The sequence below is a fragment of the Moraxella sp. K127 genome (genome assembly GCF_015223095.1).
Classification (GTDB): domain Bacteria; phylum Pseudomonadota; class Gammaproteobacteria; order Pseudomonadales; family Moraxellaceae; genus Moraxella.
This window is the reverse complement of sequence record NZ_JADFBZ010000067.1, coordinates 1-12,946: the sequence shown is the minus strand read 5'-3', so window position 1 is coordinate 12,946 and position 12,946 is coordinate 1. Positions and strand designations below refer to the sequence as shown.

Genomic DNA, 12,946 nt, shown 5'->3' with positions numbered 1-12,946 from the left:
CACGAACGGTTTTCCTTGTAGCATACTTTTTGAACCAAAGCCCAAATTTATATAAGTCATTGATTCATCAACGGCGAATGTGATTCCGCCCCTACGTTTCAAAAACCACCCAATCACCAAAAAATTACCATATTAATTGAGATTGGGTTTTATCTCTTCTTCAACACTTTTTTCGTCAATGTCATCCATTTTGGGATTTCTACTTTCTTTATCTTGCCCATATTTTTCATCATTTGCCACATCTGTTGTCACATGGTCACCATGACGTGCCAAATGCTCGTGTAGGATTTTGCGTAATTGCAAAATGGTTTTGGGGTTTTCGTGAATATTATGCCCACCTGCGACGACTGTTTCGCTGACTGCCCCGTCTAGGTGGGAGCTGTCATAGGGGACAATGCCGTCAGAGAGATTTTGCCCGACCAAATTGCCCTGTAAGCCCTCGGCACTGCCAGCACGGTCGCCCATGATGGTGTGATAGGCGACATTGTCATTGATGGTTAGCTCTTTGGTAAGTTTTATAAAGGCGGACTGGTCGGAGAGCTGGCTGGGTCCGTTTTGTAGGTAGAGTGAGCCGATGGCACTGTTTTGGAGTTGGGTGCTGTCCACTTGTCCGCTGTTTATGATGGTGCCAGTCACGGTTTTGGTGATGTCTAGGGGTAGGCGGACGACACGGCGGGCAAAGCGGGTAAACCAGCGGTCGGCATAGTCCGTGCCTGCAAAAGGGGCGGAGATAAACACCGCTGTATCAACCTGTGGCAGGGCGTGTAGGGCAAAGCGGTTGTGAAAATCTTCTTGATAAGTGTCCGCCAGTAGCTGTCTGATTGCGGCATTGTTGTGGGGGCGGATTTGGTTGTTGGTGATTTTATTTAGGTCGCCATCATCCATGCTGTCTATATGCGTGGCATCAACCAATTCGTCCAAATCATCCAATTTTCCCAAATCATCCAATCGGGGCAATAAATCATCATCCGAGACAAGCATTCTTGCCATGATACCACCCATGCTATGCCCGATAATCACGCTATGACGACTGGCAGGGTGAGTGCCGTTGGGGTCGGTGAGTGTGTAGGCGGTGTCGATGACTTCACGGATTTGGTAGCGGTTTTCGAGCATGGGTAGGTTGGTGGCGTAGAACACTTGCCATACTTGGTAGTTATCACGCAGGACGGGGTCAGCAAAGAGATTGTTGGTGAGATTGACCCATGTGGCAGGGCTAGACGCCAAGCCATGTATCATGATGATGACTTTTTGGTTGGGGTCGTAGGGCTTTAGCATGAACAGTTGGGGCAGGGTGGCGGTGTTTTTGTTTAGCATGTTTAAAATGCCCACGCCTTGTAGTTGGTTCTCGGCAAGCCATAGGGCATACCCTGCTGAGAAGTTTGCCGATAGGGGGTAATTTTTGCCCAAAATCTCAACGTCTTTGGTTTTATAAGGGTTGAAAAAATGCACGTCTAGCACGTTTGCTGACAGCACATCGGACAAGTGCGTGCCTTGGGGCTTGACCACGCCTGTTAGGAGCATGTGCCCTGTGGAATGAATGCGACTGGCGATGCTGTCAAGGTCTTGGCTAAGCAGGGGGTTATTTGCTTTGATGTCTTTGGTTGGGTTGTCGGTTGGATTATTGGTTGGGTTATCGGCAGGATTGGCGTTAGGGCTGTCGGTGGCGTGATTGGTGCGTGGTTCGGTGGATGTATTTTGACCAACCAGTTCTCGTAGGGTAATCATTGGGCGGTCGGACAGCACGCCCACATAAGGCACGCCCAGACCTGCCCGGCTACTGGTGGTGTTTAGGTCTGCCAAACGTGAGTCATAAGCTGAGACTAAGTCAGAGAGCAGGTGCTGGTTGTGTGGGTGTTCATCTAGATTTGCCATGTAGTCAGGGTCATTGGCAAGGTAGAGATTGACGGTGATGTCATCGCCGTGGTAGCTGTTGGCAAGGATGTGACCGTAGTCACTGGTAGGGGTGAGATGAAAGCCCTGCTGACGAGCATCGGCAAAAGCCCCGTTTTGGACTTGGTACAGCTCGCCAATCAAGGCGTTGCTCGCCACATGGTACAAGTCCTGAGCCTTGATGCCGCTCTCGGTGACTAGGGGTAATGTGGTCTGTTGTCCTGTCAAGCTGTCATAAAACAGATAGGCATAGCTGTGGTTAATGCTTGCCTTAATGGCGTCTCGTTTGGCGGATAGGCAGGCGTGACGTTCCTTTTGCTCATCAGCTTGCTCACTGGCGGACAGCGGGGCATTGGCATAATAGGGATCTAGTGGTGGGCGAGTGGGGCTTTGGCAAGCGTCCTGCTCGCCAAGGCTTAGGGCTTTGGTGTAGTATAACTCGGAGAGTAGGGCAAGGGTGGGTCTGGCGATGTGTTGGTGTTGGCGGTCATTGACGGCAACTTGCGGATTGCCAAAGGCAAGTACTTCTTTGACCTTGTCCAAACAGTCATCAAAGGCATTCATACACTCATCTTGGGTCAGACCTGATGACAGTAAGATGCTGCTTGCCACGGCACTGATTTGTGGGCGGGTGGTGATGTTGGCACGGTGGGTTTCGATGATTTTGGATTGGATTTGTTTGGGCTTGTGAAGCGTGCTACACCCTGTGATGATAAGCGTTAGGGCAAGGCTTAGGGTGCTTAGCGTAAGTTTGGTGCTCATACAGGTCTTGTTGTGTTAATGTCTCCCCAATAATTTTACACAAAAAATCCATCAAAAGGAATGTTTGATGGATTTATTTTTAAAGCATTAGCAAGTATTTTATTGATTGCTGGCTAATTGCAATGGCTTAACATTGATGTTGTCGTTTTTGATGTTCCAAATATAATAACCGCCATTTTCAACGATACGAACCTGCTCGGCAATCTGAGTATTGGTCGGGTGCTGACTTTGTAAGGCTCTTAGGCGAGACAATGCCCCTGCGTGGTTGTCCGCCAGTAGCTCGGCTTGGGCAAGACTTTGCTCGGCTTCCACATAGCCGAGACTGGCAGCTTTTTGTAAGTATTTTTGCCCTTCAATAAAGCCACCGCCTTCACTAATCATCATGCCATATAGGAAATTGGCTTCGGCATTATTGGGGGCGAGATTGACGGCTTTTGCCATGTATTTATTGGCACGTTGGGTATAGTCGGTGCCGATGTTTAAGTTGCGTGCCATGCCGTTGATTTTAGCGGCACGCAAGATGACATCAAGGGTGGCATCATTGGCATTGGCGTAGGGTTCTAGCCAGTCAGAGAGATATTTGATGTTCTCACCTGTGACAAATTCAGTAGTGCGATTGGGGAAATTCGGTGGATAGTGGCGAGCATTGGGCGAGACATCGTCAATAAAATCATCAATCAGGCTCACATCAAGGCGGGTACTACCGCTTTGGTTGGCATTGATGGTAATGGTGGGAATACGATTGATGTTAGAGATATTGGCATTGATGGATGGCACGCCTGCCACAGACTGACCAAGTAGATTGGCGGTGTTGGCGTGGGAGATGGGCGTGGTTAGTTCACCACGCATGGCAGGGGCGATGCCTGTTTGGATGTTTAGTTGAGCCATGGCAGGCAGGGCGGTCAAGGCGATGGCACCAAGTGCTACTTTGTAAAAGGGTAGGGTTTTCATGGGGTTCTCTTTTAAAAATCTTAAAAATAAAATCAAGGTAAATTTTAAAAATTATAAGAAATTTACCTTAATCATCTATATGTATTGGGCGTTGTTTTGGTGGTAAATTGTTACAGGGTTGTCGGTTGTGTTACACTGTGTAGTTGAGTATGTTTGCTTACATCTCACCCAAAAATCCGCCCGACTGTCTTGCCCATAGGTTGGCATAAATCCCGTCTTGGGCGATGAGTTCGTCATGACTGCCCATCTCGATAATCTCGCCCTTGTCCATGACCACGAGCTTATCAAGGCTGGCGATGGTTGAGAGACGGTGAGCGATGGCAATGACCGTTTTACCTTTCATCATCTCATCTAGGCTCTGGGTGATGGCGTGTTCCACTTCGCTGTCTAGGGCAGAGGTTGCTTCATCAAGCAGTAAGATGGGGGCGTTTTTGAGCATGACCCGAGCGATGGCGATACGCTGACGCTGACCGCCTGAGAGTTTCACGCCACGTTCGCCCACTTCGGTGTCAAGTCCGGTGTTGCCATGTTTGTCTTCTAAGGTTTGAATAAAATCCCATGCGTGGACGAGGCGTGCCGCTGCGATGATTTCATCATCGGTGGCATCAGGTCTGCCATAGGCGATGTTCTCACGCACGGTGCGGTGCAGTAGGGCGGTGTCTTGGGTGACCATGCCGATGTTTTGGCGTAGTGATGTCTGAGTGACAGCACTGATGTCCTGCCCATCAATGCTGATACTGCCCCCATTCACGTCATAAAAACGCAGTAATAGATTGACAAGGCTAGACTTACCTGCTCCCGAGCGACCGACCAAGCCGATTTTCTCGCCTGCTTGAATGGCTAAGTTGAACTTATCAAATAGGGCGGTTCTGTCTTCGCCACGCCCGTAGTTAAAGGTTACGTCTTTAAACGCAATCTCGCCCCGTGCTACCACAAGCTCGCCAGCATCAGCCCTATCCGTGATGGCGTGGGGCGTGGTTAGTGTTCTCATGCCATCTTGCACCGTGCCGATATGCTCAAACAGGCTTGCCATCTCCCACATAATCCACTGAATCATGCCTTTTAGACGCAGGGCGATACCACTTGCCACCGCAATCGCCCCCACGCTTACTTCGCCCATCATCCACAGGTACACGCCGATGGCGGTACTACCGACTATCATAATCAGTGAGAGCGTCTCGGTCGTCGTCCCTAGTATGGACACCCACCGCATTTGGGCATGGACGGTGGTCATGAACTCGCTCATGGCGGATTTGGCGTAGGACAGCTCACGATTAGAATGACTAAACAGCTTGACCGCACTGATGTTGGCATAAGCGTCAGTCACACGTCCTGTCATCAAGGCACGAGCGTCCGCTTGGTTGCTGGCGGTCTCACGCAGGCGGGGCAAGAAAAATTTCATCATACACGCCACACAAATCAGCCACGCCACAAATGGCAAAAACAGCCAAATATCCAGCCCTAATAAAATCACGCCACTGGTCACCAGATACGCCACGACAAACGACACCATCTCTGCCATCGTCATAATCGTATCACGCACCGATAGGGCAGTTTGCATGACTTTGGCGGAGACACGCCCTGAGAACTCATCATGATAAAACTGCATGGACTGCCCAAGCATGTGCTTATGAAACCACCACCGCAGTCGCATCGGCATGACCCCTTGTAACACTTGAAAGCGGATTAAGTTGCCGATAAATTCGCCAAAAATGGACAACACGCACAGTCCCAAAATCAGTGTAATGGTCGCCCCTTTTTCTTGCCATAGAGTCTCGGGGGTATAGACGGTCAGCCAGTCCACGACATCGCCCGCCCATGCAAACAACAGCGAGCTAAATATCCCAAGCAGTATCGACAGCACGATACGCACCCCAATCCAAAATCTCGCCCCTTCGGTACACGCCCACAAAAACGCAAAAAACCCACGCTGACTGGGGTCGGGGGTAGGCATGGGACTGTCGGGGTAGGGGTTTAGGCGGTTTTCAAAGTAGCGAAATAAAGACATGGTTATTATTTATAAATTATTAAAGGAAAAAGTGGCGAATCAGGCAAATTGCCAAAGGTGTAATGTGGGGCTTGTGGGGGTATTATTCAATAGACTTCTTTCCAAACCCTGATTTTTGTAGATTTTTAAAAACTTCAACCCCAATACTTACAAGGGTTTATTTTTAGTTTGGAAAGAGATTTAATATCAAAATTTTAAAAATACGTTTTTAAAAATGGAAAACTAAGAGTAAAATTTAATTTGGTGTGGGTTTGGTGTTTATTGGGGGCATTTAAATTCATACAACCACTTAGCTCTGTATCGCTCTAAGCACATCTTGTTTTAGGTTTAGGTATTCCACACTTTGCAAAAAATGTGGCGATTTATCAATGATAAAATGATGAGCCAGCGTGGCAGGAAATCCCTTTAATACATACAATTCATCCGCCAAATAAATCGCTTCATCAATGTCATGCGTGATAATCAGGCAAGTTAGCCCCTTGTCTTTTTGAAACTTCCCAAACCAGTCATACATCTGATTTTTGGTAACAAAATCCAGTGCCGAAAATGGCTCATCTAAAAGCATAAGGCTATCATTACTTAGATACGTGCGAAGTAGTGCCACTCGCTGACGTTGTCCACCTGAGAGCTGGGCAGGGTATTTGTGGTGTAGTTCATCAAGCCCAAAGGCAGGTAGTAGGGGCATGATTTTGTCATGAATGGCGGATTTTGGCAGGTTTTGTAAGGTCAAAGGCAGGGCAATGTTGTCATATACACTTTTAAAGGGTAACAACAAATCCTTTTGGAGCATATACCCCACGCCCCCTGCCTGCCCTGTGCTATCCTTGCCGTCTATCAAGACCTTGCCTGATTTTGGCATGATAAGCCCTGAGGCGATATTAAACAAAGTCGTCTTACCCACGCCACTTGCCCCAACAATGGCAACGATTTTGTCTTGATGAATGGTCAAATTCAACTTAGCAAATAATGGCTTATCGTCAAATTCATGATGAATATCAACAAGTTGCAATTTGGCGGTTGGAGCGGTCATGGGGTGTCCTTTTTATAGTGAGTATTTGAAATCGTATTAGGGTTAAGATAGAACGTACAAAGGGCGTGTGCAACACGCCCCTACACAAATATTGCTTAGATTAGTTAATCACAAAATCAATATCATCATTTTGCATCATTAGGCAAATAATCGTTGCTAACCCCTGCTTGTGGGGCAAATGGCTTATCAATGAGCTTATTATCGTACACCCATTTAAAGAAATTATCCCAGCGATTATAATCAAACCGTCCCCAACTTCCGTCTTCTGCCAGATATTGCCCTGACATATATTGCTGACTGGCTTTGGCAAGCTCGGGGTTAATCTCGGGGGCGTGCTTGATAAGAATCTCGGCACTTTCATTGGCGTGCTGACTAGCATAGGTGTAGCCTTGACTGATGGCGGTCATGGCTTTTTTGTAGCGTTCGGGGTCTTTTTGTAGCTCGTTGCTGTTGGCGATGATGACGGGCGAGTAGTAGTCAAACACAGGATTTGCGTCTTTTAGATAAAAGAAATTGGTCTCCACGCCTTTGAGTCCTGCGTGAATGCCGTCCCAACTATAATACGCCAAAATATAGTCAAATTGGTTCATACGCAAGGCGGTTGTTGCGTCCGTACTCTCCCCAGGGATTGGGTTTAGTGGCTCGCCGACAAGGCTTGCGACCGTTTTGTCGTCCACAGGGTCTTCCCATGTTGAGTAGCGTTTGCCGTGCAAGTCTTTTGGCGTGGTTGCTCCCAATGATTTGAGCGACAACAGTCCTGCGTTGTTGTGCTGAACGATGGCTCCGATGGCGGTAATCGGCTCGCCTTTGTTTAGGCGTTTGACCATGTTCGGCTGAAAATACACACCCAAATCGGCACGCTCGTTCGCCACCAGTGTGGATGTACTGTCTTCGGACGGCTGAACGATTTTGGCATCAAAGCCCTGCTCGGCAAAATAGCCCTTATCTAGTGCCACATACAGCCCTGTGTGGTTGGTGTTGGGTACCCAGTCTAGGGCGATGATAAGCTCTTGCTTTTCGGTTTTGGCAGGCTCTTGGGCAGGCTTGGCGGACGTGTCGGCAGGTTTGTTACACCCTGCCACACATAGGCTTGCTCCAAGGGCGATGACGGATAATAATTTTGGGCTTAACTGATTTAACATAACAACTCCATTCAATGTCAATAAAAAACCCTTGGGGCAACCCAAAGGCAAATACAGTCAAGCCGACAAAAACATCAGGTAAATCAAGCATTTAGTTTCCTACGCCAGTATTAACTGTATCAGGTTCACGGGTATCATCTCAGCGTTATTTAAAAAAAATAAAGCACCCCGACTAAGGTTTTTATTATAAATGAAATGCGTAGGTTTGGCAATGGTTTTTAAAGGGTTAATTAGGGGTTTGATTTGATGGTATTATTTAAAGGCATTTTAAATTTAAAATTTAGTATTGCAAGGTGCGTACCACACACCTTTTAAATAAAATAATATATTAAATCTCTTTCCAAACTAAAAATAAACCCTTATAAGTATTGGGGTTGAGGTTTTTAAAAATCCACAAAAATCGGGGTTTGGAAAGAAGTCTATTGGTGCGTGATACAAACCCTAACACCTATCAATAATTTTTACAAATTATTTTATAAATAATTTAAAATAACCCTTAATATAAATCATGCTAATTTTTAAAAATAAAAAATCATTTGGCAGTAGTTCAAAAAGTATGCTGAACTAGGTTTTCCGTTCGCCCTGAGCTTGTCGAAGGGTAGCGGAAAACCGTTATGGTTCGACAAGCTCACCACGAACGGTTTTCTTAATAGCATACTTTTTAAACCAGAACCAAATCATTTTAAATATTGATATTTTAATACTTGTCTTTCAATCAATTTAACACTTGCCAATAATACAAGCGTTAAAAAACTGATAAAAAATATCACCGCAAACATATTATCCAGCTCATACGATTTTCGCACACGGGTCATATAGACCCCAAGCCCATGATAACCACCAAGCCATTCTGCCACCACCGCCGAGATAAGGGCATAAGACAACGCCACTTTTAATCCTGTAAAAAAATATCCCATGGCGGACGGTATTTTTAGATGGCGGTAAGTTTGATAATGGCTTGCTTTTAATGAACGAAAAAGATTTAATTGCTCTTTTTGTACCGAATTATAGCCGTCCACAAGTGCAATCGTCATGGGGAAAAATACCGACAGCACCACCAGCACCACTTTTGGTAATATACCATAGCCAAGCCAAATCACCAATAACGGAGCGATGGCGATGGTTGGAATGGTTTGGTTGAGCAGTAAAACAGGGTAAACGATTTCTTTAAATTTTTTGGAAAAATCCATTAAAATGGATAATACAAAACTTAGTAAAAGCCCAATAACCGTTCCCAAAAATGCCGTCATCAGCGTATATTTGGCATGACCCATGAGTAAATAAAAATCATCAATAAACGCCTTAATGATTTGTATAGGCGATGGCAATAAATAATCAGGAATAAAACCAAACCCAATGACCGCCTGCCAAGCAACCAATAAGACAATAACAAGGCTATATTGTGTGCCAAATAACATCAATCGTGAGAGCCAAGAGGGTTGCATAATGATTTGCCAAAAGTTATAATATAAAAAATTATACGATAAAGACAGCCAAACCGTCAAGTTGATTTTATGGTTTGGGTTGTATTTATTTAAAAAACCATTACACCATAGTCCAATATTAAAACCATATAAGACCATCTATGACAAAGATTTAACAGATAATTATGTTAAGAAAAATCATATTTAATACATTAAATCTTGCCGTAAAAAATTTGACTTTATGGCAATTTATTATTGCCAATCTTTTATTGATTGGTATGTTATTTTTAATAAGTCAATTTAAATTTTTATACTGGCAAGTGATATTTTTTGCATTTTTATTTCTGCCTTTATTGAGTTTTATTTTGGCAATTAACAACCAAAAATATTCTCATAAATGGCTAAAACATTTATCCGCAAGTTTATGGACAATTGGTCTTTTTATTTTTATTAATATCAAAAATCAAGGAGAGATTGACTTATCATCTGTTTTATTTACATTGGCATTTTTTGCGTTCTTTTTCTTTATTCAGCATTTTTTAATTTTATACACCCAAAATAGCAAGCCAACCAATACACTATTATTTGTTATTTTAATGGCAGTTGCAACTCTAATGGATTTTTTTAGCAACATTGGCTTGCTTGGAGCAATACTGACACCTATCATCACCATTGGGCTTGTTATTTGGACGGCTCGGCTTATTTTAACTAAGCAATTTATTTTACGCCATTGTATCAATATGATAGTGGGGACATTGTTTGTCATTGGCTCTGAATTTAATGCCAATTATCAAAACACTAAATCACAAACTGACGGTCAAGCCCTTGCCAAAGAAATTACAGAATACCACAAAATTCACCAAACTTACCCAAATAAAGAAAGCCTAATCATCAATAACCCAAAAGTCCGTTATCATCATTGGCATTCTGAACCAGACAAAAAATCCCACGCAATGCTTTATTATTCAGATTTTAAAATGCCTTATTGTCGTTATTTTTATGATTTTGAAAAACAGGCGTGGAGTGAAGATTGCAAGGATTAATTTTATATCTACGCAAGCTCAAACGCCCTTATCAACGCATCATCTAGTCTATCCACGGCAATGATGTTTATTTTGGCAAAATTTTTATCGCCTGTTTTGGGAGCGTTGGCTTTGGGGATAATGGCGTGGGTAAAGCCGTGCTTCATTGCTTCTTTTAGGCGTTCTTGACCGTTTGGCACAGGGCGAATCTCGCCAGATAGTCCCACTTCACCAAAGACACACAGCCGTGCAGGGAGCGGTTTTTCCTTAATGCTGGACGCACAGGCAATCAGCACCGCCAAATCCGAGCCTGTCTCCATGACCTTGACCCCGCCCACGACATTGACATACACGTCCTGACCGCTTGTGTAGATACCGCCATGACGGTGCATGACCGCAAGGAGCATGGACAGGCGTTGATAATCAAGCCCCAACGCCATACGTCTGGGCTGACCTTGTGAGTCGTCCACCAACGCTTGAACTTCCACAAGCAAAGGGCGTGTGCCTTCACGGCTGACCATGACCACCGACCCTGCAATGGGCTTGTCATATCGGCTCAAAAAAATGGCGGACGGATTGGCAACTTCCTTTAAGCCTGTATCAGTCATGCCAAAAATACCCAGTTCATTGACCGCCCCAAAACGGTTTTTTACCGCACGAATCATTCTAAATCGGCTATCGGACTCGCCTTCAAAATACAGCACCGTATCCACCATGTGTTCTAGCACACGAGGCCCTGCCAACGCCCCTTCTTTGGTAACGTGTCCCACCAAAAACAGTGCTGTGCCTGTCTGTTTGGCATAGCGTGTCAAGACGGCGGCGGATTCACGGATTTGAGCGACACCCCCAGGGGCGGACTGTATGGCTTCGGTAAAAAGCGTCTGGATTGAGTCAATGACGGCAATGGCGGGCTGTTCGGCGGTGAGAGCCATGCAAATGGTCTCAACGTTGGTCTCGGCAAGCACCCTTAGGCGGTCGGTCGGTAGCCCAAGTCGCACCGCACGCATGGCAACCTGCGACAGGCTCTCTTCGCCTGTGATATATAAAGCCGAGCCAGCGAGCGAGTCGCTACTTGCCATGTTAATGGCGGTCTGCAAAAGGATTGTGGATTTGCCGATACCCGGGTCGCCCCCAATCAGCACCACCGAGCCTGCCACAAGCCCACCGCCAAGCACACGGTCAAACTCGCCCAAGCCCGTGGGCATACGAGTTTCTAGCGAAAAGCCGACATTGGCAAGGGTCATGACCCCAGAGCTGTCGCCTGCATAGTTGGCGGTTTTTGGAGCGGATTTGGCGGTGGTTTTTTTGTGGTGAGGCATGGCGACATTGGGGGCTTCGGTGAGCGTGTTCCATTCGCCACAGTCGGCACATTGCCCTGACCATTTTCCGTAATTGGCTCCACAGGATTGGCAGACGTAAGAGGATTTTTTTGCCATGATGAGTGTGTGTTAAAATTTGGGGTATTGTAGCATTTTTATTTGAAGCATGGTAAAAATTATGCAAAAGATGATTGTATTTTTATGGGTTTTTAAAAACTTCAACCCTAGTATTTATAGGGGTTTATTTTTAGTTTGGAAGGAGATCTGTTTTATAAAATGTAAAGATGTTATCAATGTTCAAAAAACCCCATTATCAGTGATAAAATAAGTACTGATTTTGTTTTGATAATGATAATTATTTATTAGATTGGTTTTTTGTAAACTGATAAAATAGCACTTGAAATTTGCCAATTTTGCCTTTATATTGATGGGACAAATCAATGATTTGTACAAACATTAACCCTAATTTTATTAAGGAATTATCATGTCTTTTACCCTGCCTGAGCTAGGTTACAGCTATGACGCATTAGAGCCACATTTTGACAAAGAAACCATGGAAATCCACCATTCTCGCCATCATCAAGCGTATGTCAATAACGCCAACGCTGCCCTAGAAGGCACTGAATGGGCGGACAAATCTGCCGAAGAAGTCATCGCCAATCTATCTGCACTGCCTGCCGACAAACAAACTGCCGTCCGTAACAACGCAGGCGGACACGCCAACCACAGCCTATTTTGGACAGTCCTAAAAACAGGCACAGAGCTAAAAGGCTCGCTAAAAGACGCCATCGTGCGTGATTTTGGCTCAGTAGAAGCATTCCAAGAGCAATTTGAAAAAGCCGCCGCCACTCGCTTTGGCTCGGGCTGGGCGTGGTTGGTTAAGCAAGGCGACAAACTTGCCGTTGTCTCAACTGCCAATCAAGACAGCCCACTGATGGGTAAAGACGTGGCAGGCTGTGAAGGCACGCCAATCATCGGTCTTGACGTGTGGGAACACGCTTATTACCTAAAATACCAAAACAAACGCCCAGACTACATCAAGGCATTTTGGAATGTGGTAAACTGGGATAAAGCCCAAGAAAACTTTGATAAGGCATAATTTATAAACATGATTATTTTTAAATAATTATTGCTTTAAAAATAAAAACAAGCTCAAATTGGGCTTGTTTTTTATTGGTAATTAATATTATTGATTAATGATGTCTTTGAGTGAAGTTGTAGGGGTGTGCTGTGCATGCCCTGAATATCAACGTATCATCAAGGGTGTGTGCAACACACCCCTACAAGTCCTGTGGTAAGATAAACACTTGGGCGAATCTTGCTTTTTCCTTTTTTATATGTCAATATTATCAAAATTATTTTTAATTGAACAACAATAAAATAAATAAGGGTAAACCT

9 protein-coding genes and 1 riboswitch are annotated in these 12,946 nt (G+C 45.0%); of the genes, 2 read left to right on the top strand and 7 right to left on the bottom strand.

The window, feature by feature from the left end:
- Positions 1-132 precede the first annotated feature (132 nt).
- The 6 genes from IM753_RS11855 to IM753_RS11830 form a co-directional block, all read right to left on the bottom strand.
- Positions 133-2,652, bottom strand: a complete 2,520-nt coding sequence (locus IM753_RS11855; RefSeq protein ID WP_194109367.1) for a triacylglycerol lipase — start codon at positions 2,650-2,652, stop codon at positions 133-135.
- Between the two features lie 99 nt (positions 2,653-2,751).
- On the bottom strand, positions 2,752-3,603 hold the full coding sequence (locus tag IM753_RS11850) for a sel1 repeat family protein (RefSeq protein ID WP_065256869.1): 852 nt from the start codon (positions 3,601-3,603) through the stop codon (positions 2,752-2,754).
- 157 nt (positions 3,604-3,760) lie between these two features.
- Positions 3,761-5,611, bottom strand: coding sequence for an ABC transporter ATP-binding protein (locus IM753_RS11845; protein WP_065256868.1), 1,851 nt, complete (start codon positions 5,609-5,611; stop codon positions 3,761-3,763).
- A 289-nt stretch (positions 5,612-5,900) separates the two neighbouring features.
- The gene (locus tag IM753_RS11840; RefSeq protein ID WP_194109366.1) at positions 5,901-6,641 is read right to left on the bottom strand and encodes an ABC transporter ATP-binding protein; all 741 of its coding nucleotides are present in this window, start codon (positions 6,639-6,641) and stop codon (positions 5,901-5,903) included.
- A gap of 125 nt (positions 6,642-6,766) precedes the next feature.
- Complete coding sequence (locus IM753_RS11835) at positions 6,767-7,783, bottom strand: ABC transporter substrate-binding protein (protein ID WP_194109365.1); 1,017 nt, start codon at positions 7,781-7,783, stop codon at positions 6,767-6,769.
- 79 nt (positions 7,784-7,862) lie between these two features.
- Positions 7,863-7,964, bottom strand: a riboswitch (TPP riboswitch).
- 496 nt (positions 7,965-8,460) lie between these two features.
- Positions 8,461-9,228 (bottom strand): ABC transporter permease, encoded by a 768-nt coding sequence (locus IM753_RS11830; RefSeq protein ID WP_227514645.1) that lies wholly within the window; start codon positions 9,226-9,228, stop codon positions 8,461-8,463.
- A 593-nt stretch (positions 9,229-9,821) separates the two neighbouring features.
- Here IM753_RS11830 and IM753_RS11825 point away from each other — a divergent pair.
- Positions 9,822-10,250, top strand: coding sequence for a hypothetical protein (locus IM753_RS11825; RefSeq protein ID WP_156064963.1), 429 nt, complete (start codon positions 9,822-9,824; stop codon positions 10,248-10,250).
- Positions 10,251-10,258: 8 nt separating this feature from the next.
- On the opposite strand, the gene radA is transcribed toward IM753_RS11825, so the two are convergent.
- Positions 10,259-11,665, bottom strand: coding sequence for a DNA repair protein RadA (gene radA, locus IM753_RS11820; protein WP_065254995.1), 1,407 nt, complete (start codon positions 11,663-11,665; stop codon positions 10,259-10,261).
- Between the two features lie 367 nt (positions 11,666-12,032).
- Here radA and sodA point away from each other — a divergent pair, with 367 nt between their 5' ends.
- Positions 12,033-12,647: a superoxide dismutase [Mn] gene (gene sodA, locus IM753_RS11815; protein WP_065254994.1), complete on the top strand. Its 615-nt coding sequence runs from the start codon at positions 12,033-12,035 to the stop codon at positions 12,645-12,647.
- Positions 12,648-12,946: the final 299 nt, after the last annotated feature.

What these genes read in the sequence shown, in the direction of transcription:
- IM753_RS11830 (WP_227514645.1), bottom strand. Translation starts at nt 9,228, where the DNA reads ATGCAACCCTCTTGGCTCTCACGATTGATGTTATTTGGCACACAATAT.
- IM753_RS11850 (WP_065256869.1), bottom strand. Translation starts at nt 3,603, where the DNA reads ATGAAAACCCTACCCTTTTACAAAGTAGCACTTGGTGCCATCGCCTTG.
- IM753_RS11835 (WP_194109365.1), bottom strand. Translation starts at nt 7,783, where the DNA reads ATGTTAAATCAGTTAAGCCCAAAATTATTATCCGTCATCGCCCTTGGA.
- IM753_RS11845 (WP_065256868.1), bottom strand. Translation starts at nt 5,611, where the DNA reads ATGTCTTTATTTCGCTACTTTGAAAACCGCCTAAACCCCTACCCCGAC.
- IM753_RS11840 (WP_194109366.1), bottom strand. Translation starts at nt 6,641, where the DNA reads ATGACCGCTCCAACCGCCAAATTGCAACTTGTTGATATTCATCATGAA.
- IM753_RS11855 (WP_194109367.1), bottom strand. Translation starts at nt 2,652, where the DNA reads ATGAGCACCAAACTTACGCTAAGCACCCTAAGCCTTGCCCTAACGCTT.
- sodA (WP_065254994.1), top strand. Translation starts at nt 12,033, where the DNA reads ATGTCTTTTACCCTGCCTGAGCTAGGTTACAGCTATGACGCATTAGAG.
- IM753_RS11825 (WP_156064963.1), top strand. Translation starts at nt 9,822, where the DNA reads ATGGATTTTTTTAGCAACATTGGCTTGCTTGGAGCAATACTGACACCT.
- radA (WP_065254995.1), bottom strand. Translation starts at nt 11,665, where the DNA reads ATGGCAAAAAAATCCTCTTACGTCTGCCAATCCTGTGGAGCCAATTAC.